Annotated in this window: 23 protein-coding genes; 12 read left to right on the top strand and 11 right to left on the bottom strand. The window is 59.0% G+C overall.

Features of this window, described 5'->3' with window-relative positions:
• Window positions 1–26: 26 nt before the first annotated feature.
• The 3 genes from prmC (at window position 27) to BPSY_RS05855 (ending at window position 3888) form a co-directional block, all read left to right on the top strand.
• Complete coding sequence (gene prmC, locus BPSY_RS05865) at window positions 27–953, top strand: peptide chain release factor N(5)-glutamine methyltransferase (RefSeq protein WP_033495169.1); 927 nt, start codon at window positions 27–29, stop codon at window positions 951–953.
• A gap of 168 nt (window positions 954–1121) precedes the next feature.
• A complete protein-coding gene (ettA, locus tag BPSY_RS05860) occupies window positions 1122–2798 on the top strand; it encodes an energy-dependent translational throttle protein EttA (protein WP_033495130.1) in 1677 nt (558 codons plus the stop codon).
• Between the two features lie 172 nt (window positions 2799–2970).
• Window positions 2971–3888 carry an acyl-CoA thioesterase gene (locus BPSY_RS05855; RefSeq protein WP_033495128.1) on the top strand — a complete coding sequence of 306 codons (918 nt, stop codon included), beginning with the start codon at window positions 2971–2973 and terminating at the stop codon, window positions 3886–3888.
• Between the two features lie 31 nt (window positions 3889–3919).
• On the opposite strand, the gene BPSY_RS05850 is transcribed toward BPSY_RS05855, so the two are convergent.
• The 10 genes from BPSY_RS05850 to BPSY_RS05805 form a co-directional block, all read right to left on the bottom strand.
• A complete protein-coding gene (locus tag BPSY_RS05850; RefSeq protein ID WP_081884281.1) occupies window positions 3920–4510 on the bottom strand; it encodes a DUF3180 domain-containing protein in 591 nt (196 codons plus the stop codon).
• On the bottom strand, window positions 4507–5628 hold the full coding sequence (locus BPSY_RS11025) for a dihydroneopterin aldolase (protein WP_081884280.1): 1122 nt from the start codon (window positions 5626–5628) through the stop codon (window positions 4507–4509). The genes BPSY_RS05850 and BPSY_RS11025 overlap by 4 nt, the downstream gene beginning before the upstream one ends.
• Window positions 5629–5648: 20 nt before the next feature.
• Window positions 5649–7733, bottom strand: a complete 2085-nt coding sequence (gene ftsH, locus BPSY_RS05840; RefSeq protein ID WP_033495126.1) for an ATP-dependent zinc metalloprotease FtsH — start codon at window positions 7731–7733, stop codon at window positions 5649–5651.
• Window positions 7730–8293 carry a hypoxanthine phosphoribosyltransferase gene (hpt, locus tag BPSY_RS05835; protein WP_081884279.1) on the bottom strand — a complete coding sequence of 188 codons (564 nt, stop codon included), beginning with the start codon at window positions 8291–8293 and terminating at the stop codon, window positions 7730–7732. Before hpt ends, ftsH begins: the two co-directional genes overlap by 4 nt.
• Window positions 8280–9377, bottom strand: coding sequence for a tRNA lysidine(34) synthetase TilS (gene tilS, locus BPSY_RS05830; RefSeq protein WP_033495122.1), 1098 nt, complete (start codon window positions 9375–9377; stop codon window positions 8280–8282). The genes hpt and tilS overlap by 14 nt, the downstream gene beginning before the upstream one ends.
• A gap of 8 nt (window positions 9378–9385) precedes the next feature.
• Entirely contained in the window at window positions 9386–10843 is a 1458-nt protein-coding gene (locus tag BPSY_RS05825) for a D-alanyl-D-alanine carboxypeptidase (protein WP_033495163.1), read from the bottom strand.
• Between the two features lie 73 nt (window positions 10844–10916).
• Window positions 10917–12548 carry a hypothetical protein gene (locus BPSY_RS05820; protein ID WP_033495120.1) on the bottom strand — a complete coding sequence of 544 codons (1632 nt, stop codon included), beginning with the start codon at window positions 12546–12548 and terminating at the stop codon, window positions 10917–10919.
• Entirely contained in the window at window positions 12545–13408 is an 864-nt protein-coding gene (locus BPSY_RS05815) for an ABC transporter ATP-binding protein (protein ID WP_238556822.1), read from the bottom strand. Before BPSY_RS05815 ends, BPSY_RS05820 begins: the two co-directional genes overlap by 4 nt.
• 201 nt (window positions 13409–13609) lie before the next feature.
• Window positions 13610–14836 carry a glycosyltransferase family 2 protein gene (locus BPSY_RS05810; RefSeq protein WP_033495118.1) on the bottom strand — a complete coding sequence of 409 codons (1227 nt, stop codon included), beginning with the start codon at window positions 14834–14836 and terminating at the stop codon, window positions 13610–13612.
• Window positions 14836–16332, bottom strand: a complete 1497-nt coding sequence (locus tag BPSY_RS05805; RefSeq protein WP_033495156.1) for an AI-2E family transporter — start codon at window positions 16330–16332, stop codon at window positions 14836–14838. Before BPSY_RS05805 ends, BPSY_RS05810 begins: the two co-directional genes overlap by 1 nt.
• 122 nt (window positions 16333–16454) lie before the next feature.
• Between BPSY_RS05805 and BPSY_RS05800 the strand changes: the two genes are divergently transcribed.
• From BPSY_RS05800 to BPSY_RS05760, 9 genes are all read left to right on the top strand, one after another.
• Window positions 16455–17339, top strand: a complete 885-nt coding sequence (locus BPSY_RS05800; protein ID WP_033495116.1) for a glycosyltransferase family 2 protein — start codon at window positions 16455–16457, stop codon at window positions 17337–17339.
• A gap of 99 nt (window positions 17340–17438) precedes the next feature.
• The gene (locus tag BPSY_RS05795; RefSeq protein ID WP_152596776.1) at window positions 17439–17708 is read left to right on the top strand and encodes a hypothetical protein; all 270 of its coding nucleotides are present in this window, start codon (window positions 17439–17441) and stop codon (window positions 17706–17708) included.
• 148 nt (window positions 17709–17856) lie between these two features.
• Window positions 17857–18039: a hypothetical protein gene (locus BPSY_RS05790; protein WP_033495112.1), complete on the top strand. Its 183-nt coding sequence runs from the start codon at window positions 17857–17859 to the stop codon at window positions 18037–18039.
• 49 nt (window positions 18040–18088) lie between these two features.
• The gene (locus BPSY_RS05785; RefSeq protein ID WP_033495110.1) at window positions 18089–19333 is read left to right on the top strand and encodes a glycerate kinase; all 1245 of its coding nucleotides are present in this window, start codon (window positions 18089–18091) and stop codon (window positions 19331–19333) included.
• Window positions 19334–19485: 152 nt separating this feature from the next.
• Complete coding sequence (locus tag BPSY_RS05780; RefSeq protein WP_033495108.1) at window positions 19486–19668, top strand: hypothetical protein; 183 nt, start codon at window positions 19486–19488, stop codon at window positions 19666–19668.
• 96 nt (window positions 19669–19764) lie between these two features.
• Entirely contained in the window at window positions 19765–20229 is a 465-nt protein-coding gene (locus tag BPSY_RS05775; protein ID WP_202961779.1) for an ASCH domain-containing protein, read from the top strand.
• 341 nt (window positions 20230–20570) lie between these two features.
• A complete protein-coding gene (locus tag BPSY_RS05770; protein ID WP_033495106.1) occupies window positions 20571–21725 on the top strand; it encodes a phosphotransferase enzyme family protein in 1155 nt (384 codons plus the stop codon).
• A gap of 134 nt (window positions 21726–21859) precedes the next feature.
• Window positions 21860–22828 (top strand): ABC transporter substrate-binding protein, encoded by a 969-nt coding sequence (locus BPSY_RS05765; RefSeq protein ID WP_051921809.1) that lies wholly within the window; start codon window positions 21860–21862, stop codon window positions 22826–22828.
• Between the two features lie 165 nt (window positions 22829–22993).
• The gene (locus tag BPSY_RS05760) at window positions 22994–23506 is read left to right on the top strand and encodes an HdeD family acid-resistance protein (RefSeq protein WP_033495153.1); all 513 of its coding nucleotides are present in this window, start codon (window positions 22994–22996) and stop codon (window positions 23504–23506) included.
• 362 nt (window positions 23507–23868) lie between these two features.
• Here the strand turns inward: BPSY_RS05760 and BPSY_RS05755 are convergent, their stop codons facing one another.
• Window positions 23869–24522 (bottom strand): class F sortase, encoded by a 654-nt coding sequence (locus BPSY_RS05755; protein WP_051921748.1) that lies wholly within the window; start codon window positions 24520–24522, stop codon window positions 23869–23871.
• Window positions 24523–24568: the final 46 nt, after the last annotated feature.

Here is a 24568-nt window from a genome sequence, read left to right as displayed (position 1 = left end):
GCAGGCAAGCGGCATGGAATCTTTCCATGCCGCTTGCCGTCTTGCTCCGCGACATCGAGAACCGTCTGCGAAGGGCTGGAATCGAAACTCCCGATCATGACGCGAGAATGCTGGTGTCCGAGAGCCTCGGCATTGAGAGTTCTGATATCCGCATGGCGGAGATTCTCAATACCACGCTCGCCGAAGCGCCGCATCGTGGCGCGCACGAGGAAACGGGCCTTCAACGTTCATCCGATCTGGGTATCCTGGCCGAAAGGGTGTCCAGACGGGAGCGACGAGAACCGCTGCAACACATCCTGGGGCACACGTGGTTCCGATACATCGACGTCCAGGTCGGCAATGGGGTGTTCATCCCACGCCCAGAGACCGAAACCGTGGTGCAGGCCGGCATTGATTTCCTGCGGCAGTCCGGGATGGCTGCGCCCAGGATAGTGGATCTATGCGCCGGCAGCGGCGCTATCGGCCTCTCCCTGTGCAAGGAGATTCCCGAAGCGCAGGTCTGGGCCGTTGAAGCCAGTCCCGACGCCGGCATATGGACGGCCAGGAACCGTGACCGTCTGATCGCGGCAGGGGACATCTCCCCCACCCGATACCGGATCCTTATGGCGGATGCCACAGATGACGCCACGCTCCACGAGTTGGATGGCTCCATCGACCTGGTGATCTCGAACCCTCCCTATATTCCCGAAACCGAGGTGCCCGAACAGCCGGAAGTGCTCAACTGGGACCCGGCAATGGCCCTGTATGGCGGTTCGGCTGATGGACTGCGCATACCCAACGCGATTATTCACAGGGCCGTATCGCTGCTGCGACCTGGTGGCGCACTCGTCATGGAACACGACATATCCCAAGGAAGCCCGCTGCGCGAGGCCGCCTGGAAGACGGGATTCGCACATGCCATGACCGGCGACGACCTCACCGGGCGCCCCAGGTATCTGCTGGCAAGCGTATAAGCCCGGTCAGCCCTCACCCGGCCCGGCGGAAGCTCCGGATGCCTTGCGTGAACACCATGCGGCAGTCAAGCATTTCAGCTAAGCTGTAGCGGATATCAAGACAGGATTGTTGTTGGGGAATCTCAAGAAAAGACAATCAAGAACAAGCAATGTGAGAGCAGGAACAAGTTGGCTGACTTCATCTACCAAATGATCAAAGCACGCAAGGCCTTCGCCGACCGGGTGATTCTCGACGACGTCACGCTCAGTTTCATTCCCGGTGCGAAGATCGGTGTGGTTGGCCCCAATGGCATGGGCAAATCGACGCTGTTGAAGATCATGGCAGGGCTGGACACCGTCTCGAACGGCGAAGCCCAGCTTTCCCCGGGATACACCGTAGGCATTCTGCAGCAGGAGCCTCCGCTGGATGATGACAAAACCGTCGGTGAGAACATCGAACAGGCATTCGGCGAGATGAAGGCCAAGATTCGGCGTTTCAACGAGATCGGCGAGGAGATGGCCAATCCCGATGCCGACTTCGACAAGCTGATGGCCGAGATGGGCCGGCTTCAGGAGCAGATCGACGCGGCCGACGCCTGGGATCTCGACAGCCAGCTGGAACAGGCCATGGACGCCCTGCAGTGCCCCGACTCGGACACACCGGTATCCGTGCTCTCCGGCGGCGAGCGCCGTCGAGTCGCACTGTGCAAGCTGCTGCTCGAAGCCCCCGATCTGCTGCTGCTCGATGAGCCCACCAACCATTTGGACGCCGAATCCATCCTGTGGCTTGAGCAGTTCCTGCACACCTATAAGGGTGCGGTGCTGGCAGTCACCCACGATCGTTATTTCCTTGACAATGTGGCCGAATGGATCTGCGAGGTCGATCGCGGCCATCTCTACCCTTATCAGGGCAACTACACCACCTATCTGGAGACCAAGGCCAAGCGTCTTGAGGTCCAGGGCCAGAAGGACGCGAAGCTCTCCAAGCGTCTCAACGCCGAGCTGGACTGGGTGCGCAGCTCCCCCAAGGCACGTCAGGCGAAGAACAAGGCCCGTCTTGAGCGTTACGAACAGATGGAATCTGATGCCAGGCAGAACAAGAAGCTCGATTTCTCCGAGATCCAGATTCCGCCGGGGCCCCGTCTGGGTTCGAAGGTGCTCGAAGCCGAGCACATCCACAAAGCCTTCGGCGAGCGTGTGCTGATCGACGATCTGAGCTTCACCCTGCCCAGGAACGGCATCGTCGGCGTAATCGGGCCGAACGGTGTCGGCAAGTCCACCCTCTTCAAGACGATCGTCGGATTCGAGGAGGTCACCAGCGGCAAGCTGGAGGTCGGCGATACCGTCAAAATCTCCTATGTCGATCAGAACCGCGAAGGTCTGGATCCGAACAAGAACCTCTGGGAGGTGGTTTCGGACGGACTCGACTTCATGGAGGTCGCAGGCGTCGAAGTTCCCACCCGTGCCTACGTCGCCAGCTTCGGTTTCAAAGGCTCCGACCAGCAGAAACCTGCGGGGGTGCTTTCCGGAGGTGAACGCAACCGTCTGAACCTGGCGCTCACGCTGAAGCAGGGCGGCAATCTGCTGCTGCTTGATGAGCCCACCAACGACCTTGATGTGGAGACCCTGGAGAGCCTTGAGAACGCCCTGCTCGGTTTCCCGGGATGCGCGGTGGTGATCTCCCACGACCGATGGTTCCTCGACCGCATCGCGACGCATATCCTCGCCTGGGAGGGCAGCGACGAGGATCCGGCGAACTGGTATTGGTTCGAAGGGAACTTCCAGGCCTACCAGGAGAACAAGGTCAGCCGCCTGGGTGAAGAGGCGTCCAAGCCTCATCGCCTGCACCGCAAACTGCGTCGATAAGGACGCGGATCCTCGGCTCCTCGGACGTCGTCAGCATGTCACCCTGCGTTTACCTAGTAACATCTGTTCGTTACAAAACGCAGGGGTCTTTTTACGTCCAGCCGATAGACTGTTCAACAGAACTCATGAGTCGTCCACGCGGATTGATGCGTGGAATAAACGAAGGGGAACTATGCCAGGTGCGGATACGATGACTCCTCTGGAGCATTTGGTCAAGGTGTTGACACTCGGTGAACCGTCAGCATACCGAAGCCACACATACATCAATGGAGAGAGCCTGTACTTCCCGACCGGAAGGGTGTATGGCGGGCAGGTCATCGCCCAATCGGTGATCGCAGCGGGCAAGACGGTACCCGAAGGTCGGCTCCCCCATTCGATACATGGCTACTTCGTCGCAGCGGGCGACATCCATCAGGATGTGCTGTTCGATGTGGAGAACCTCAGGGACGGACGCTCCTTCTCGGCCAGAAGGGTCAATGCGACGCAGTCCGACGGTACGATTCTCACCGCCATCGCCAGCTTCCAGGTACCCGATCAGCAGGGTGTGGAATTCGCCGACCCGATGCCTGAACATGTTCCCGAGCCTGAGGGCCTGAGCAGCGCGAAGGAGCTGATGGCCCCGTATGCCGAGCAGTCCCCCTTCGCGAATTACTATGCCACCAAATCGCCTTTTGACATCCGGCATGTGACCCCTTCGATCCTGCTCGGGGTCGATAAGCACGCCGTGGCCGAGGATTCCGGGAAGCAGATGGTCTGGATGCGCACCGACGGCGGCGCGGATGGATCGCAGATGATGAACCGTGCGATGCTGGCACTCGGCTGCGACCAGATCATGATGGAGCCCGTGCTGCGCAGGGCCGGGCTGAGCATGACCACACGCGGCATCTCATTCGCTTCGCTCGACCACTCGATGTGGTGGTACCGCGACGTGGATATGAGCCAATGGCACCTGTATGTGCAGGATACGCCGACCGCGGCGCATGGCCGTGGATTGAGCAAAGCGATGGTCTACTCGCAGGATGGCGAGCTGGTCGCCGCAATGGCCCAGGAAGCGATGATCCGCGTCCCCCAGCAACCAAGCGCCGCCTGAATCCTTCGACCTGAATCCTTCGACACTGCTTTCAGTGTCGAAGGCCGTGACCCCCTGCGGCATCCTGCGGCGGGGATTTGATTGGTCGGGGCTGTTCAATACCTCGAAACTCACTATTGACCGCACCGGCCGCACGCTTGCGGCGCTGCGCCTCCTTCATCTTCGGATGCTCAGGACCCTGATTCGGCGGTAGCTGGCAGAGCCATTCGGAGATGATGCCGATGATCATATCGACCAGGGCGGCTCCGGCGCTGAACAGGCATTCCTTGATGATCTCCGCATAAAAGGGGGCATCGGCATGAGCCAGACTCATCAGGATCTGTCCGCCGTACCATCCGAGAAGGCCTGCGCCCGCAAGCCCGAGTGCCTTCGCCATCACCAGGGTGTTCACGGCTCTGGCGGAATCCATCTCCCTGCGCGTGCCTTTGACGTACAGGTGCACCTGCCAGGCCATATACAGCACCACCACACCCACCAGCAGCAGCATCACGGAGACGAACCATGGGGCGCCGAGAACCGATATCTGACTGCTTTGCGTCAGACGGACCACACTCGCCCCTGCGAGCAGACCGAGCGCAATAGCGACTACGTAATACCACCAGGGTGTGCGACGCGCTCTCATGACATGCCTCCAAGAATCCACTCATCGGAAATCCTATTCACGCGGGCGTAACGCTCCGCATGATTCAATTCATCCTCGGACAGTGAGGATGTTGTCTGCTGGTCCCACGTTTCCTCGTCAAGCTCATGCCACGCCACCAGCACTTCGGGATGGATCGAGGAACGATCTCCATGCCCTTGCCGTTCCCCGGTGAGAGCGCTCTCCTCGTCGTATCGTAACAGCGCCAATGCCGCATGCTGATTCGTGGGGGCTTCCTCATCACCTGCATCCCCGGAGGCTGCGGTGTCCACAGAAGCCTTCCCCCGAGCGCCCCGACCTTGGGCGAATTCGATGGATCGCATGATGCTGAGCAGTTCCTGCCGCCCTGCAACGCATTCCACAATCACCACGGCACTCGTTCGCACGGAGTCAGACGCGGTATCGGCATCATATGAATACAGCGGGGAGATGCCGACCACCTGGCTCCCCGGCACCCCGTCAAGAATCACAATGGCTGTTCTGAAGGCCCCTTCGGCCACGCTGCGGTCGCCACCGCTCATCGCGATGACCGCTGTATGGCGCTCCGCCTTGCGCAGCGCCTCCTGCGCGCCTTCCTCGTCATACCTGCCATCACCCGACATCCGCATCCCAGGATCATCGCCCCGCACGGAGCGGGCGGGTCCGGACAACTCGGCTGAGGCCACGGAAGCGGCCGTGGGGGCTTTGCCGCCCTCCGGCAGTCGGGTGTCGGCATACGCCGCATCCTCGGATGCTAGGGCCGATCCGGCATTCGCGCGATTCACCACCACGGCGACCTCACCCAAGCTCACCCCGGAGATATGCCTGTGCTGGCGAACGGTTACCTCCACGTCATGCACCCGATGGGACAACAGAACGGCATCGGCGACGCTTTGGGCCACGGATTCGATCAGATCATGCGAACCGGCCTTCAAGGCCGAAGCCACCCGACGAGCGATCTGCTCGTAGTCGACCGTCGTAGTAATGTCGCCGCTCGCCCCTGCTTCGGCCAGATCCATATGGAGTGTGACATCGGCTTCGAAAGACGGGAATCCAGCCGCCGTGCCGCCGCCCATTGCAGCGTCACTTGGCTGGATTCCCGTCAGTTGTATTGCGTCCATGCTCTGATCTAGACCAAAGGTCACTCTCCCGGCTGCAACCCTGCATCGCGTTTGAGCGATTCAGGAATCTCGACCGGAGGGATATCGGAATCAGGCCTGTTGCTGTTGGAGAGCCAGACCGTGCGTTCAGGGGCCATTCTCAGGTCCTTGAAGACCTCTTTGAGCTCCTTCTCGTTCAGGGTCTCCTTGACCAGCAGCTGGCGAACCAGCTCATCGAGAACCAGGCGGTTCTCATTGATGATGTTCCAGGCCTCGGTATGAGCCTTCTCCACCAGATCAAGCACCTCGTCATCAATGATCCGAGCGGTCTCGTCCGAGTACTTGCGAGGCTGAAGACCATCCATCACTGTGGTCTGGTCATCGTCGTCGGCCCATTTGATCGAACCCAGGCGGGCGGAGAAACCGAATTCGACGACCATCTTGCGGGCGATCTTCGTCGCCTTTTCGATGTCGTTGGAAGCTCCCGTGGTCGGATCGTGGAAGACGATCTCCTCCGCGGCCCTGCCACCCATCGCATAGGCCATCTGGTCGAGCAGCTCATTGCGCGACTGCGAATACCGATCCTCGGTCGGCATCACGGCGGTGTAGCCCAGTGCACGGCCTCGTGGAAGAATCGTCACCTTGGTGACCGGGTCGGTGTTGTGCAGCGCAGCCGCAACCAGAGCATGCCCACCCTCGTGGTATGCCGTGTTGCGCAGTTCCTTGAGCGCCATGCCCTTCGATTGGCGGCGTGGCCCAGCCTGGACGCGGTCGATGGCCTCGTCGATCGCACGGTTGTCGATCAGCTGCGCATCGGAGCGGGCCGTCAGCAGAGCGGCCTCGTTAAGCACGTTGGCCAGGTCTGCACCGGTGAAGCCGGGTGTTCTGACGGCCACCATATGCAGGTCGACATTCGGGACGAAAGGCTTGCCCTTGGCGTGCACCTTGAGGATCGCCTCACGGCCTTCAAGGTCCGGTGCCTCAACGCCGACCTGACGGTCGAAGCGGCCAGGACGCAGCAGGGCCGGATCGAGCACATCGGGACGGTTGGTGGCCGCGATGATAATCAGGTTCGTGTCGTTGTCGAAACCATCCATCTCGACCAGCAGCTGGTTCAGGGTCTGTTCGCGTTCGTCATGACCGCCACCCATGCCTGAGCCTCTGCGCCTGCCGACCGCGTCGATCTCATCGATGAAGATGATGGCAGGAGCGGTCTTCTTGGCCTCTTCGAACAGATCCCTCACACGGGAGGCACCGAGTCCGACGAACATTTCAACGAAGTCGGAACCCGCCATCGAGTAGAAGGGAACGGCCGCCTCACCGGCGATCGCTCTGGCCAGCAGCGTCTTACCTGTTCCTGGAGGGCCGTACAGCAGCACACCCCTGGGGATCCTGGCACCAAGGGCCTTGTACTTCGAAGGATCCTTGAGGAAGTCCTTGATCTCCTCGACCTCCTGCACCGCGGCCGCCTCACCGGCGACATCGGCGAATTTGGTCTTCGGGGTCTTACCATCGAGCAGCTTGCCCGAGTTCTTCTTGCCACCCATGCCGAAGAGCCCGCCCGAGCCTCCCTGCATACGGCTCATGAAGAACCAGAAGACACCCATGATGATGAGCAGAGGAAGCATGCTGACCAGCAGGCTCGACCAGATACTGGTCTGCGGCACAATCGAATTGAATCCGGCTGAGGGATTCGCCTTGTCGATGGCCTGAACCACCTGGCCGCCCTGAGCGAAGACATAGTAGAACTGGACGTTCTTGCCCATGTTCTCGGTTTTGCCGGTGCTCTGGTTGGTTTTGGTGAAGTCGTCCTTAAGCTTCAGCGTCACCACTTGCTTGTCTTCGGTGATCTCGGCGTAGGTCACCTCACCTTTGGACAGCAGATCGAAGCCGTCCTTGGTGTCGATGGTCTTCGGCCCTCCCATGGAGAAGAGCTGCAGGGCCACTGCGAACAGCAGGCCCAGCACGACGAGCCAGAGTACAGGCATCTGCCAGAACGGTCGGTTCGCCGGCATCTGGCCGTTGTCGTTACCGCCCTGCTTGTTGAAGGGATTGTTGCCGTTCCCCGGCCGATTGCCACCATTGCCTGTTGGCGGTCGCTGCTGCGGCCCTTGAGGGTAGCTCATGCATGTTCTCCTTGATACACCTGTGGTTTAAGCACCGCTATGGAATCAAGATTCCTGTACTCTTCGCAGTAATCCAAGCCGAATCCCACCACGAACTCGTCCGGAATCTCGAAACCCCGGTACTTCACATCAAATTCGACTTCACGCCGCGCAGGCTTCTCCAATAAGGCGAAGACCTCCACCGAAGCCGCTCCTCTATCTCTCAGCTCACCCATAAGCCAATTCAACGTCCGGCCTGAATCAACAATATCCTCGACTATGAGAATGTGCCTGCCGCGAACATCAACGCTCAGATCCTGACGAACGGTAATGGTTCCAGTGCTTTCGGTCCCATTCCCGTAGCTGGAAAGACTCATGAAATCCATCTGCACCGGGATGCTCAGGGCTTGCGAAAAAGCGGTCAGGGTATTCACCGCCCCCTTGAGCACGGCCACCAACAGCGGTGGCTCGTCGGCATAATCGATACTTACTTGTTTGGCTACTGATTTGATCTTCGCGTCGATTTGTTGCTTCGAAACCAACTCGTGGTCAATATCCGATTGAATATCAGCGATTTGCATGCCCACCATCTTTGCATATGAGAATGACGTGCCCCTGTCTGGATGCTGAATACCCGCTGGACAAGGCTATGGGACCCTGCCCATGCCAGCTGACCGTACAGTGATCGAGCGCTTCGATCTGTTTGCGCGCGGTGGGCAAACCCAGTGTTTCCAGGCATCGCGAGAACACCCTGAGCCTTATGGCCGGGTGTGATGCGGCGAGCTGATGGGCGTCAACACGCACCAGGGCCTCCCCCTCCGCGTCGCGTCCGGTATTGACAACACGCCGGAACAAACCCTCGGTCTGATCATCAAGGAAATCGGCGTCCAATGCCGCAGACTGCGCTCCTGCGGCGAGCGACGGGGCGATCCTCGCACCGACGAAGGCGTCGATCATCGGGATCAGATCATGTCTCACACGCGATCTGAGCGGGTATCCCGCATCCAGGGACCCCTCAGTCCCCTCACCGTTGCTCGGGTCGTCCCACCACCCGATGCCCAGATCCCGGCAGGCCTGTGTCGTCTGTTCCCTGCTGAATGCCAGCAACGGACGTGCAAATGAAACCCCCTCACGACACATGAGCTTGGGCATGCCTGCGAGCGCATCAAGACCCCCTCCTCTGAGCAGACCCATCAGCACGGTTTCCGCCTGGTCGTCCTGCGTGTGGGCGAGCAGCACCAGCGCCGCGTCGAGCTCACGGGCCGCATCGCAGATCGCGGCGTATCGCGCTTCGCGTGCCGCTGCCTCGATTCCCGCTCTGCCGCGTTCGACGCTTATCCGCCGCACCTCCACGGTCCGGACACCGATTTCGGCGCAACGTCCGGCCGCCTCCTGTGCGACTTCGGCCGAGGTGGGGAATAATGCGTGGTCGACGATGATGGCACCGCAGCGAAGACCGAGCATGCCACAGACCGTGTGCGCGATCGAGACGAGCGCCATGGAATCCCTGCCACCTGAGCATGCCACGAGTATCAGGGGGCTGTTCTGATCGGCCTCGTGCAGACCATGACTGATGAAACGCTCGGACTGCCGTGTTATGCCCCGCTGTTCCAGGCATGAGCGTACGGCTCCGATCATCGCTTTGATATCTGCGGAATATGCCATCTTCGACCTTAGAGCGTGGGCAATTTGGTGATGAAGGCGTTGATCGCCTGTGTGGCCGACCATTCGTTTTCAGGGTTGTTGATGATGACCGCGAAGGTCAGTACGCCACCGGATTCACGTGAGACATTGCCCGCCATCGAGGTCACACCGCTCAGGGTGCCGGTTTTCACACGCAGCAGACCATTGGCGGAAGCGCTGGTGCCGCGTTTGGCCGCCGTGCCCACCAGACCCACGATCGACATGCCTTCCGCCGCCGCGGTGGTATTGTTCCCGGCGGTGATGAAGTGGTATTGCACCTCGTCCAATGTCTTCACACTCACCGTGGAGCCCGGTGTCAATCCGGAGCAATCGGCCATCTGCAGCCCCGCGGTGCTGATCTTCGCCGCGCTCAAGGTCTGCTCGACCGCCTGCACCGCGCCTTTGGAGCTGTTCTGGGTCCCCAGTTTGATGGCGCTCAGCCTGCCCAGTAACTCAGCCTCGGTATTATCCGAGTTGCGCAGCATGAAGGCCATGATCTCGGAGAGTTTAGCCGAACTGACCTTCACCAATGCCGAGATGCCTGAGGGTACCGTTCCTGTGGAGACGCTGCCTGTGACCGTGATGCCGTTGTTGCGCAACTGCTGTGCGAAGCTTTGCGCCGTATCGGATGCGGTCTGTGTGGAACGGGTCGGATAGCCGGACTCGACATCGGGGTCACTCCCCTTGGCGACATCCGTCCATTGTCTGCCGCCATCCACCGCCATTGAAGAGACGGGGGTGAAGTAGCGCCATTCCGCATCGTTCTCCTCGATGCCCGAAGGCTTCCTGTCCGTGCCGAACAATGAATCGTCATAGGACAATTCGACCGCGCTGATGCCTCGTGCCGCCAGTGCCTGGGCCGCCTCCTTGGCCAGTGTTCCGAGACCTGCACGACCGTTGATGTGGTCGGAGTCGTTGGCCCCCTCGCCCAGCAGCATGTCGCCGTTGCCTTTGAGCACCAGCTTCGCGCTTGAAGTGCCCTTGCTCTGATCGAGATAGACCTCGGTATCGAGCGTCGAGTTCATGTCGAGCACGCTTGAGGCGGTGAATGCCGTCAGGGTCTTCAGTGTGGATGCCGGCTCCCTTGCGGCGCCGCTGTTGTGTTCGACGACCGTTTTGCCCGAGCCGTCACCGATCAGCACCGAGATGTCGCTTCCCACGCCTTCCGCGGAAAGCAGCGAGTTCATCAGGGACGTCGCCGCAGCGGAGTCGACCGTTTTGCCTTCCTCCATCTGCCCGACAATCGTCGATGCCTTGAATGCGCTCTGGGCGCGCGTGAATTCGGGACGTGACACCCCTGTGAGCGTGAGTGAACCGGGCAGAACATCGTATGCATCGCCGATAACATAGGCCACGCCCAACGCCAGCGTGAGCACCACGCTCACCGTCACCGTGAGCAGTCTGCCCGGGTGGTGCGTTTTCTTCGCCGCACCCGCAGCGGGCGTCATACCCGCCGCCGGGGACTCGTCATCATTTGAGGACACCATGTGTGAAGACAACAGCTCTACTCATTCCTTCATGCTATTTCTGCAAGGCGGCGAAGCCGTCGAGTGTGGTAACGATCTTGAGCAGCCTGGCATCCATCAGTCTGCCACCAAGCACCACCCCGAGGTAGAGGAACAGCAGACCATTGGCCAGTGCCACCGGGGCGAGAATCCAGAGCATGCCGCTCGAAGCGCTCACCGCCAGTATGATCGCGACGATCCCTGTCGGCAGCAGCGACAGCAGACAGGCGAACATATGGATGAAGGGGAAGAAGCCCTGGGCGATGGCCCTGCCTTGCGGCGATGAGAAGGGCTTGTCCATGCTGGCGACGGGATACATGAACACGCATGAGAGAATCTCGGCCAGTCCCAAGCCTGCGAAGAACAGCCCCAGGGAACATCCCGTGCAGACGATCGCGATGGTGATTCCCGTCGGACTCGTCCATGACTTGGAAACGATGGCGGCTACGATGCTGACGGCCAGCAGATACACGAAACCCATCACCGCGAAGACCCGGACACGTCCGAGACGGTCGTTGCGGCCGCTCACGCCGATGATCGCCTGCATGGAAAAACCTCTTCCGTCATAGGCGAGGCCGTTCGCCTCGGACATCATCATGAAGAGCGCCGACAACACAGGAGCCATCCAGACCATTTCAGGGAGGTTGGCCGATTGCAGGGCGAACAGCACCAGGAAGATCACCGGGAACAGCAGGAACATGGCCTGCCTGGGATCGCGACGCAGGTAACTGAGCAGACGCGCCGAGATGGCCCCCGAAGTCGAGTCCGGCATCCAGGAGAAGGATCCGATGCCCTTGACGCTTTTCACACGTTCCGACTCGCCCGCATAGCGGCGGTCACGCGCCAGACACCAGACACCGAGCGCGAAGCACAGCACCCAGGTCGCCACAAGGATCAGGACCCTGATCACCAAGGCGAGCCAGTTGCCGTCAAACGCGTCAAAGGGCAGTTGGAATGCCGCGCCGAAAGGCGTCCAGGCGAATATCCCCGCCATCATCTGGAAGGGCGTCAGGGTGATGTGCTCGGGATTGCCGGAGTTGATGACCACATTCGGCAGGTTGCACAACGCGATGAAGATGACCATGACCACGATGTACAGCGTCGCCTGGCTACGACGTGAATGCAGCATGGTGGTCGCGAGCGCGATGATGAGCTTCGAGAAGCTCGTGATCGTGATGATGGCAAGAGGTGCCGCCAGGATCGCGGTGATGACGATCACCGGGCCCAGACTTCTGTATGCCAGGGGAAGCAGCAGCAATGACAGCAGTCCGGCGATCGCCGGTGTGCCCGAAAGCCCCGCCAGGGTCAGACCGCTCTGCAGGGTTTTATCCGGGATGCCGAATAAAGCGAATTTCTTCGGATTCAGCGTGGAGCCCTCACCGATGAGCATCAGCTGCACGATGGCGGTGAATATGCACACCAAGCTGCCGCCGAGCACCATAACCGTGTGCATCAAGGAATAATCCCATGAGGTGCCATTGGCGAAATCGAGGTCCCCTAGATACCAGGCCCCCACACCCACGCCCACAACCGTTCCCACACCCATCAGCAGGCCGATGATGTATCCGATGGTCTGCCAGGATGATTTTCGCATCGCCGCGAAAGTCAGGGCCCAGCGCAAACGCACAATCGTCATAGTGCCCTTCATCGACCGTTCACCGTTCCCTGAGCATTCGGCATCTGCTGGCCTGGCATCTGCTGGATTGGCATCTGAGTTTGGGGTGTCTGACCATCCCCTCTGTTCCCGCCGTCGAGCCACGACAGATGCGCCGCCTGATGGCGCCCTCCGACCAGCTCAAGGAAGCGGTCCTCAAGTTCGCCTCCGGCGGCGACATCGTGCACCGTTCCCGCCGCCGCGACCTGGCCACGGTTGATGATGGCCACGTGGGTGCACATCTTCTCCACGAGGGACATCACATGCGAGGAGATGATGACGGTGCCTCCGGTCTGGGCATACTCGATGAGGATATCCTTCAGATTCGCGCTCGAAACGGGGTCGACCGATTCGAAGGGCTCGTCGAGCACCAGAATCCGCGGACTGTGGATCATCGCCGTTGCCAGGCAGATCTTCTTGGTCATACCCGCCGAGTAGTCACTGACCATCGTGTTGGCGGCATCGATGAGGTCAAAGGCATGCAGGAGGTCCTGCGCACGGCTCTGGACCTCGGCCCGGGCCATACCTCTGAGCATCCCTGAATAGATAAGAAGCTGCATGCCCGTGAGTCTGTCGAAGATCTGATCGGGTTGGGGCATCACGCCGATCATGCGTTTGATGTGGTTGGTGTCGGCCCACACATTGTTGCCGAGGATCAGTGCGATACCCGCATCCGGCACCAGCAGGCCGGTCAGCATATTGAGTGTGGTCGTTTTTCCGGCACCATTGGGTCCCACCAGGCCGTAGAAGGATCCGATGGGAATGTCGAGTGACAGACCATTGACCGCGATCTTCCCCTCGAACTGTTTGGCTAGGCCACGAATGGACACGGCCGCGCCCGTGTCGGGATTCATGAACTGTTGCTGGGGCTGATACTGACGCTCCTGTGGAAGGGCACCGGGTTCCCCCTGCATCCCCTGTCTCTGTTCGGAAGGTGCAGATGCCGACGGCATCTGGATTGGCGGAACAATTGGCATGGACTCTTGTGGTGTGCTCATATCTCAACCATAGCAAGACCGAGAGCCCCGCCTGCCGTGACCGCACGCCGAGGATGCTTACTGGCCTCTGTGCTGGATCGGCTTCCACTCCGGCTTCGAGAATATGGCCATGAAGGAGATCGGGATGTAGCTGAGCATGTAGATCGGGAAGCTGAGGCAGTAGGCGAAGAGCTCCTTGTTCGAAGCGCCGATGCGGTTGCGTTCGGCGATGATCGTCAGCGCGGCAAGCCCCATCATCGTCAGCATGCTCAACGCTATGCCACTGGCCCAACTGCCTAGTGCGGAGAATTGCCCACCCCAGGAGACGAATCCGAACATCGCGAACAAGGCTCCCAGAAACACCCGGATCGTTCCCAGAGCCGTGAATGGACAGATCAGTAGGGTCAGATCCACCGCCGAGAAGTCACGTTCCCGTATGGCCCGCTTGATCAGGCTCGGACCGTAATAACGGAAGACCTGCAGAAATCCCTTGCTCCAACGCACGCGTTGACGCCAGCTCTGCCTGAAGGTGACCGGTTGCTCGTCATACAGGATCGCGGTGCCGCAATACCCGATGCGGTCCCCATGCAACACCGAATCCATCGTGAATTCCAGATCCTCCGTCAGCAGATGGAACTTCCAGCCATTGTTGCGTTCCATGATCTGCCTGGAAAACATGAAGCCCGTCCCACCGACGTGGCAGCTCGATCCGAAGACCATACGGGAGGAGTTCAGGAATCTCGATTCCCTGATATACCAGAGCGCGGAACCGGAGGATACCCAGTTCTCGGAGAAGTTCTTGGAGTTACGGTAACTCGTCAGGATCTTGAAGCCGGACTGGTATGCCTTGTTCATTTCCTCGATGTAATGCTTGTCGAGCAGGTTATCCGCATCGAATACGAAGAAGGCGTCGTAGGTGTGCGAGTACTGGGAGTCGATGATGTGATTGAGCAGATAGGTCAGCGCATACCCCTTGCCGACCTCCTTGAGGTTGTCTCGGACCACCACATGGCATCCCTTCGAGCGGGCGAGCCCGGCGGTATCGTCGGTGCAGTTGTCCGCGACCAGCCATATGTCGATGAGCTCGCCGGGATAGGTCTGGGCCCTCACGGAATCGATGAGGTTGCCCACCACCAGTTCCTCGTTTCGCGCCGAGATGAGCACGGCGAAATGCTTGTCCTTGGGAGCCTCGGCAAAGGTGACAGGACGGGCGAAGAAGGAGGTCAGAATGCAGACGGCCTGGTACAGAATGCCCACAACACCCAGAATCATCAGAATTACGTCAAGAATGTTCAGCAGAGCCATTAGCGCCAGTCGTTCCTTGGATTAGTGTTGTCGGGCTTCGATACGGGTTTCCCCTCAGAGGAGGATGGGCCGTCAACGCCGTCGCCGGAATCGGCATCGGCACTGCCGTCGTCCAATCCCTTCAGGGCTGATTTACCCTTCTGACGATGCTCCGATTTGTTTTTCGGAATCGCGATCGTCTCGGAACTGTCCAGCGCTTCGGCGGTCGGAGGGGTATAGAGCTGGTCACGCAGTTTCGTCACCTCATCGTCCCCGACGACCACTCTGGCACTCGACCCGCTCGCGGCACGCGGCATACGGCTGGCGACAGGCTGAATCACATGCTCGTTGAAGGCTTCCGCACCAGCGACCACCTTGGATTTCTTCACGGGCTTGGGATCCTGCATCAGCGGGGAGTCTATCAACTCATAGCGCTTGGTATAGGTCTTGAATATGGTCTGGAAGCTTGCGGCGACCGGCAAGGCGAGAAAGGCGCCGAGCGCCCCGAAGACGGATCCGAGCACCAGCACGGATAGGAATGCCATGGCGGGATTGAGATCCATCGTCCGCTGGGAGACCGCGGGCAGGAAGATCAGATTCTCAATCTGCTGGTACACGACGATGAAGATCAGCACACTCAGCGCCACCATCAGGCCGTTGCTGCCCCATGCGAAGAGTATCGGCAACGCGCCGCCGATGTAGGTGCCGATCGTGGGCACGAACTGCGAGACCAAGCCGCAGAAGATGGCGAGCGGCAGCCAATAGGGAACATGCATGATGACCATGAATATCGACATGCACACGCTGTTGATCACTGCAAGAACGGTACGGCTGAACAGGAAGCTGGAGATCTGATCCTGCGCGACGGTCCACACCAGCACGAATTTGCGCTGGCTTTTCTGGCTCATCCACTGGCATACGCTTCTGCGCATCTTCGGACCTGCGGCGCAGATGTAATAGGTCACCAGCAGAACCGTAAGGAAGTTCAACAGGAAACTGAGGAAGCCCATCGTCGTGGAGATGGCCTGCCCGGCAAAATCAGTGACCCACGAGCTCTGGATGTTCTTGACGATCTCGTTGCCGAGATCCGACATCGCCGGCAGCTGCCATGAGGTCTGCTGCTCGATGGTCTTAGCCATCTGATCGTAGAAATCCGGCAGACCATCGAGCATGCCGGTCACCTGCTGCACGAACATATTGCCGAACATCACCAGCAATGCGATGACGACAAGCACCAGAACGACCAGTGACACCGCCGCGGCTGCGCCCCTGCGCCAACCATGCCGCACCATCGCCTGGACCAGCGGCTCCAAGGCGAGCGCGATGAAAATGGAGATGATGATGTCAAGAACGACGAATTCGACTTTTCCCCAGGAACTGAAGATGAACCATGCGAGGTACACGGCTATTGCCGTGTACAGCAACGCCCTTCCGTACCACTCAGGCGGCCTTCGAGCATCTCCCTTGTTGGGGAACACCGAAGCCAGATCGAACTGTTGATTGTCTTGAGCGCTCATGAATACCATTATGTCCTCTGAACTGACATCGGGCCTGATTATCGCCGTATCAAGCACACAATCAGCCCAGCCGCAGCATGCTTCGAAGCGGCGTGTATGCCCGGGCACGTATCCTAGAAAATATGCTGACCGTCTCGATAGTCATTCCCGCATGGAACGAAGAAGAACGCATCACGGACTGCCTGCTCAATGCCACCAGGCAGACGATGCCACCCCACGAGGTGATCGTGGTGGATAATCGCTCCACCGACAGAACCGCCGCAGTCACGGAGGAATTCATCGCCGAACACCCCGACGATAATGTTCGTTTACTGCATCAGGATGATGAACAGGGTCTTATTCCCACAAGGAACTGCGGGCTCAACCATGCGACCGGTGATGTGCTGGGTCGGGTGGATGCCGATTGCATGCTCAAGCCCGACTGGGCGGAAGTCGTTTCCGGCATATTCACCGAGGATCCGGAAGCGATGGGCGCGACCGGTCCGGTGGTCTATTACGACATGCCGGGAAAGCGCATCGGACTGAAAGGTGACAACCGCATCCGGCAGAGCACCTACCGTGCCGATGGCGGACATTATCTGCTCTTCGGTTCGAATATGGCCATTCGGGCCTCGGCGTGGCAAAGCATCGCCGGCGAGGTGTGCCGCGACGAATCCGACGTGATGCACGAGGATGTCGACATCTCCCTCCATCTGCTCGGCAAAGGCTACAAAACCGTGTACTCCCCGCGCATGATCGCAGGTATGAGCGCACGTCGCATGGATACCTCATTCTCCTCCTTCCGCAGCTATATGAAGCGTTTCAAGAACACTTTTGACGCGCACCCGCAGCACTGGAGGACCGAGAAGCCCGAACACACGCTCTACGCGCTCTACCCGGTTCTGCGAACCTTCTACCCGGTGTATCAGAAATATTTGGACAGCATGGATATCAATCCTGCCGAACGCGTATGGATGCGTGAGCAAATCGAAATCGCCCGTCGCGATGACGGCGATCTGGTCGACTAGAGGACTCCCACCCCTGCCCATGGAAGGCGCGAGCCACCGGGCAGGTATCGACGGCTGCGATGCTCTTATCGGATATCGGCATTCGCTAAGATGAATCCCATGTCTCAAACTCGAAAGCAGATGCGCAGGCGCGAAAACAGACGGCTATCCGTATTGGGCATCTCATCCTTCGTGTTGGGTCTGTTCGCGGTCATCCATCCGAACCTCCCCTATCCCGCGTTCACCACAACCGCCGTGGCCTTGGTATCCCTGGCATTCGGCATCCTGGGTGCCGCCCGGTCACGGAGGATGCAGGGTCTCGCCATCATCGGCATCGTGCTGTCCCTCGTCTACCTTCTCGCGGTGTTCGTCAGCGTAATCGGCCGCTGAGGCAGGCATCGGCACCCGAAGTCCCCTATCGAATCGGCCGAATACAGGCAGCGGACACTAACGCTGTTAAGCTGAATGTGTTGGAAAAGCATTGAAGCCTTGCCGTCGGGCATCAGTCCGGGCATTCGCTTGGAGGGGATTCACGATCATGCATGTAAGAATCATCATTGGGGCCGTCAGCCTGGCATTCGGAGCGGTCAGCCTCGCTCTTTCACTTGCAACACCTGGCCCGGCTGCAGGAGTCTGCGGTCTTATCGCAGGTCTTCTGGGTCTGGGATGCGGCCTGCTGCCCGAGAAAAGCACGGGCGAACAGTCCAATTCCGAGCTCTGAGGGCGCCAGTCGGCACTAAAGGCCCACAGGCTCTGCCCTGGCAACAAGCATGAAAATCCTCATCGCCCCCGACTCCTTCAAGGGATCGCTCAGCGCGCCGGAGGCCGCACAGGCAATAGCCGAGGGCATCCGACAGATAGCACCACAGGCCGATTGCATCCTGCTGCCGGTGGCGGATGGGGGTGAAGGCACCGTCGAGACCCTGATGAGTTGCCTGGGCCGGGCGCGCACCGTCACCGACCACAGCGATGACACCGATCATCAGGCCCGCATCATCTCCACGCATGTCACCGGGCCGACGGGGGCGCGAGTCGATGCCTCTTATGGATTGCTCGGCGATACAACACATAGCGGCATTCATAACGCCAGGCCCTGCGACGCGCACGACGACCTGGGACATAGTGCGGAAGCACTTACGGCTGTGATCGAAATGGCATCGGCAAGCGGCATGCACCTGGTGGACGCCGTCTCGATGGACCCGATGACCGCAACATCATTCGGCACAGGGGAACTCATCCGCGATGCACTCGACCGCGGGGCCAGCAACATCATTGTCGGTCTGGGAGGCAGCGCCACCAACGACGGCGGCGCGGGCATGGCCCAGGCGCTGGGGGTACGGCTACTCGACAGGCAAGGCAGGTCACTTCCTTTCGGAGGCGGGGCGCTTTCCTCCCTGCACACCATAGACATCTCCGGCATCGATCCGAGACTCTCGGAAACCACGATCACGCTCGCCTCGGATGTCGGCAACCCACTGACCGGACGACAGGGGGCATCAGCCGTCTTCGGCCCGCAAAAGGGCGCGAGCCCCGCCATGGTCCGATCCTTGGACGCGGGACTGCGGCACTTCGCGGATGTCGTCCGCGCACAGCTGCAGCGTGACATCGACACCATTCCCGGTGCCGGGGCCGCAGGTGGCATGGGGGCCGGATTCATGGCCTTTACCGATGCGTCGATACGCAGCGGCATAGATATCGTCATAGAGCTCACCCACCTCAAGGAACTTGCCGCGGATGCCGATTACTGCTTCGTCGCAGAAGGTCGCATGGATGCGCAAAGCGGCATGGGCAAGGCCCCTATCGGTGTGGCTAGGGCCGTGAAAGCGGCTGCGCCCCGATGCAAGGTGATCGGGGTCACCGCTTCGATCGGAACGGGCGCCGAAGACCTGTACGATCAGGGCATCGATGCGATCTTCAGCATCACGCCGGGTGTTATCCCACTGGATGAGGCCCTGTCCTCAGGAGCCAGGAACCTGACGCGGCTGTGCAGGAACCTGATGAGGCTGCTCATCTGAGCCAAGCACTCCACGGCATGCAACATCCGATCCATTCAGCGGTATGCCGGGCCTTTGAATCGGCAAGGTTGCCCTCTGAGCAAAGTCTTGTTCTCGCATGGAGAGTAGTTTGACAACTGTTCATCGGAATCAATCCCAAAAGGAGTGGTCGTATGACTGAGAAGAACAAGCAAGAGCAGCCAACCGTCAACGGAGTCCCCGTCAACGATGCGCCTGTATCTTCAAATCCCGATATCCCTGTGAAGAAGACGAAGCAGGATGGGCCGGTTTCAGGCACCCCCGTCTCCACTGACGATGTGACATATGATGTGCCACCGGCGGATCTGGAACAGTAGTCCGCACACATATACGTGAGCTTGTGTGGCCCGCCCCTGTTTCGGGGTGGGCCACACGCATATTCGCGGTGGCATCCGACTGTTACAGTGAAGCGCATGACCACAGGCAGAGACCACGATATTGATATTGACGCGCTGACACCAGAGGAGATGGCCCGCATCCCGAAAGACGAATTCGCGTACCCGGGTCCGGTTCGCGATGCCCTGGTCGCTTCGATCCTTGAGGGGCGCAAAACCAGCACCGCCTGCCTGCACAGGGAATTCGGGATCCTCAACGAGGAGATCCCGAAAGCGGGTGATCTCAGCATGCTCATCGATTCGCATGGCCATGATCTGGCGATCCTGCGCTATACCTCGATCGAAAACAAACGCTTCATCGACGTTGACGACCGCCATGCCATAGATGAGGGCGAGGGGTACACGGACGCGGCCGGGTGGCGCAAAGTCCATGCCGATTTCTGGAATTCCCCGGAATACCGCGAAGAATTCGGTGAGGAGTTCACGATTGACGACGACACCCTGGTGACGCTGGAACGCTTCGAGGTAGCCCGACTGCTTTAGGGATCCGGATGCCCCGAGACGGCATCCGACAATGTGACGACGCGATGACCGCCATGAATGAGGGCTTCGGCACGCTGGCGTCCTGTCGCGATGTGTGTTTACGCTCGGTGGTGTTAATGCACGGGAGCTGAAAAGCTGAGAGGGAGATTCGATCTCCGACCGTTGAACGTGACACGGCTAATACCGTCGAACGAAGTCATCGCTTTCTCTGCGTACTCTCCTGTGACGCCGCTGCCCGGGATATGAGGTGGGGAACAAGCCTTCTCCGGGCATGTCACGAGAAGGATCCATCGTGTCGAAGAGTATATGCATCACCAGCATCAGGGCCGGAGAGCCGAAGCATGGATGCTGAGAACAACCCGCAGCTTGAGATCGTCGTCCAGCGTTGGCCCGACATCGACCTTCCCGAGGCGACGACCGTGCTCGCTGCACTCACCGGAACCGTGCATGCCAGTAGCATCGTGGCTCACAGCGCCCGACCGACCGCATCCAGTTCCCTGGTGCGCAGCGATCACGGGACGATATTCGTCAAACGCTATGCCCGCTCGGTGCGCGATGTCGAAACCATCGCGCCATATCACCGCTTCGCCGCGTATCTAGCCGACCGTGGGATATCCACGCCGCGGTTCCTCCACTTCGCAAGCGACAACGCTCAGGGTCTGCACGTCGATCCCCGGAGCGACACCGTCGCGGTCATCGGAGATATGGCATACGAGGCATATCCCGTTGCTTCGGGAGAGGATCGCTACACGAAGGCACTGAGCTGGGATCCGCCGAAGACCTTGGATGAGGCACGAAAACTCGGCGCCTTCGTCGCCGCCATGAACCGCGTCTCGGTCGGCTTCGACGAAGCGGCGCTGAAGGCCAACGGCATGACGAACAGATTCGGCCTCTTCGCACAGCACGATGTGGATGCGGCCATGAAAGCTTGGCTCGCGCAACGGCCCGCAGTCACCGCGTATCTGACGATGAGCGGGCGGGACCTCACCCGTGACGCGCAAGTGGTGCAACCATACGCCTCACGTATAGCGTCCCGGTACAGCGCACTTCCGTCCTCCTGGACCCACGGCGATCCGCATATCTCCAATTTCCTCTGGTCGGGCACAGGACCGACGGCGGTGTTCGACTTCGGTCTGTCCGACCGCAACACGGCCCTCTTCGATTTGGCGATGCTTCTTGAACGCCACTCCATCCAATGGCTTGATGTGATGGACGGCCATGAGGAGGCGTACAGACCGGATGTGGCGAAGGCCCTGATCGAGGGATATTGCAGCGTACGCCCATTAAGCGATGACGAGAAGGCCATCCTGCCGGACATGCTGGCCATCAGGCAGGCGGAGGCGGGACTGAATTGGATCGGATACTACATGAACGGCACGCATCGCCGTTCCGATGCCGACTGGTGCTATGACACCTGTTTTCTCGGTCATACCCGGTGGTTCTCCACCAACCCCGGCCGGGCCCTGCTTGATTCCATACGCGAATACCTCGTCTAGGCGTGCAGACTTCCTTCGGCGCCACGATGCATCGGTGGGGCAAGGCCCGGAAAGCAGCCGAAGAAACACACTGTCCACAGCGGTTTCATATCGGAACCGTCCAAACAACTATGAGCAATATGAAGGAGTTCATCATGCTGAATGTACGACTCGAATACGTGCATCCCTGGACCAACCATGCCGGCATGTACCTCGCCAGGCAACGCGGACTGTACCGGCAGCAAGGCATCGACCCAGAGTTCACCAGTGGTGATTTCTTCCGTGGCGATCCGGCCTATCTGCTTGCCCGAGGCGAGTGCGACATCGCTTTGCTCAGGCTCAACCAGCTGCTGTTCCACCAGCATGAGGAGGCATCGCTTATTTCCGTGGCGGTAATGAACCAGTGCCAGATCGGCGGCATCATCACCAACACCTCAACCGGCATCACACGTTTCCGTGATCTGGAAGGCAAGCGGGTCTGCATTCCCATGGGGGTCAAGCGTCTCTACACGGAATTGGAGCAGGCGGTCACCAAGGATGGAGGGGATTTCTCCAAAGTCATAGCTCTGGACCCCGGCGAGTGGGAACCGGATATCCGTTCGGTGGAACGTGGCAAATTCGACGCCTTCATCAATGTGGCATGGTGGGAGCCATACCAAGGATCTCAGCCTTTCGACCAGGTGGTGACGCTTCCCTTCGACTCCATCGATGTGGCTCCCCACCACTCCTACTATGTCTGCGTGCGCAGGGAGTTCCTCGATCGCAATCCCGAAATGATACGCAGCTTCCTTGCTGCGACCGAGCAGGGGTACCGGATGGTTCGGGAGGACAAAGCGGCGGCAATCGCTGCACTGCAGCCTGCGCTGTGTCATATCGACCCGGACGTACTCGCCGCCTCGCTGGATGCCGTGCTGCCCTCCTGGTATGACGCGGATGGCCGCTGGGGCACAGCGAACCTTGATATGGTCCGCTCCTACACTGAGTGGATGGGTGAGAACGGGCATCTCAGCGTGCCACTCGACCAGGCGATGCAGGCCATCGAAAGGCATTGCATCACCAATGCGCTGCTGCCCCAGTCCGACGCTCCCCTGCTCTCACCTGTGGCTCTGCCGGAAATAGGCTAGTACGACAGGACAGACCGAAGCGGCAGGATCCATGCCGGCGCATGACGACCCATGCATGTCTATCGATGGGATCGCGACGGCTGTGCTTCATGTGCCGATACCACCGATTTGGCGTATATGCGTAGACTGGAAAGCGAAGTATTCGACCTGAGAAGAAGGATACATATGAAAGCAAAAATCAATTGGGACTACCTCGTCGTGGGGATACTGTTTATCGTCACATCCCTGATCTCATTCAGCAACCCTGCAAGCAACCTGGTGGCGCTCGTCTATGGATTCGCGATTCTGGCGATAGTCAAAGGCATATCGGAGTTGGTGTTCAGAAGGAAGCTCGACAGCTTCACCGGAAGCAAGAACATGTACATTCTGGTACTGGGCATTCTGGATATCCTGCTTGGCGTGTTTCTGCTGTTCAACGCGAATGTCGGAATCGTCGCGCTCCCCTATCTGTTCGCCATCTGGTTCATTCTGGATTCCATCTTTGAGCTTGCCGTTTCGAGCGTCTACCGCACGAATGCCACCAGCTACTACTGGTTCGACATCGTGATGAACATCCTGGGCATCATCCTGGGCGTCATCCTGCTCTTCAACCCGGTGTCCTCGGCACTCACGCTTGCATTCCTGGTCGGAACCTACTTCATGGTCTCCGGCATATCCTATCTGGCAGCCGCCTTCTGATAGGGATACGGGAATAAAGGCGCACAGCCTTTCGTGCTTCGATACAGGTCGTCGCCTGATCGCGGGAATACCCGTTATCAGGCGACGACCTGTATCTATTGCAAACACCAAGAATCAGGCGGTTCAAGTCCGTGGGCAGCGGCGAATATACGCGAAAGATCCGATTCATATATAGAACAGAAATGTTGAAAACCAACCAGCAGTGCCCCCAGAGGACGATTGGCATCGCCTAGATTGAGTTAGGAAGAAGCAATTCTCTGCCATCGTTCTCTCTCATCAGACGAAAAGCAAAGAAACAAGTGGTTCACTATAGGACATTGGAAACATGATAAACCACACGTTGATTGTCAATGGAGCATTCGTTACTGTTTGTTTTCCATTTGTGCCATAATGACAACATTCTTTAGAGACCTACCCTGTTCTCGTTGCAGACAAGTAATCAGCACAAGACGACCGGGGGTATTTTCCCAAACAGAGGAGGTACTTCCCAAATCCTCTTTCAGCACGGTCTCGGTCTCGGTCACTTTGTATTTCAACGCTCCAATCTCTATCTGCGCTCCAATGTGAACCGCAGGTTTACCATCGCTTACATCGATAAGATAGTTCCCCGGGGCTTTTCCCCAGTTGACAGAATGGGTCACGACAAACAAGGTCTGCTGATTTGCCTTAGACAATTCACCGGCACCACGGTTACGCACGATGTAGGCGTTGGTGAAACCTGGAGGTGTTATTTGTCCTGCGACCTCCGACAATGCACCGATTCCCACATTCAAACCGACAGAAGGCACAACAAGTCGGGTGCCATTATCCTCGGTAACTTTCATGCTTTTAAGCTCACTGCCATGAGGTAAATCACCGTCTTCTATCGAGACAGCATTGCCCTCCATATCTTTGGGCTGCTCATCGTTGTAATCCATCCGTGACCAGAAGATATACACCCCTATGACACATACGGCGATCGATACGACCAACAGTAAAGCAGGTAACAGTTTTTGGTTTCTGCGTGAGCCGGACATTGAACCCCTAACCTGATTGCAATAGGCATAGCCACATCACAACCTT

Source organism: Bifidobacterium psychraerophilum, from assembly GCF_000741705.1.
Classification (GTDB): Bacteria; Actinomycetota; Actinomycetes; order Actinomycetales; family Bifidobacteriaceae; genus Bombiscardovia; species Bombiscardovia psychraerophila.
The sequence above is the reverse complement of the archived record's forward strand: the minus strand, read 5'-3'. Positions and strand labels throughout refer to the sequence as shown.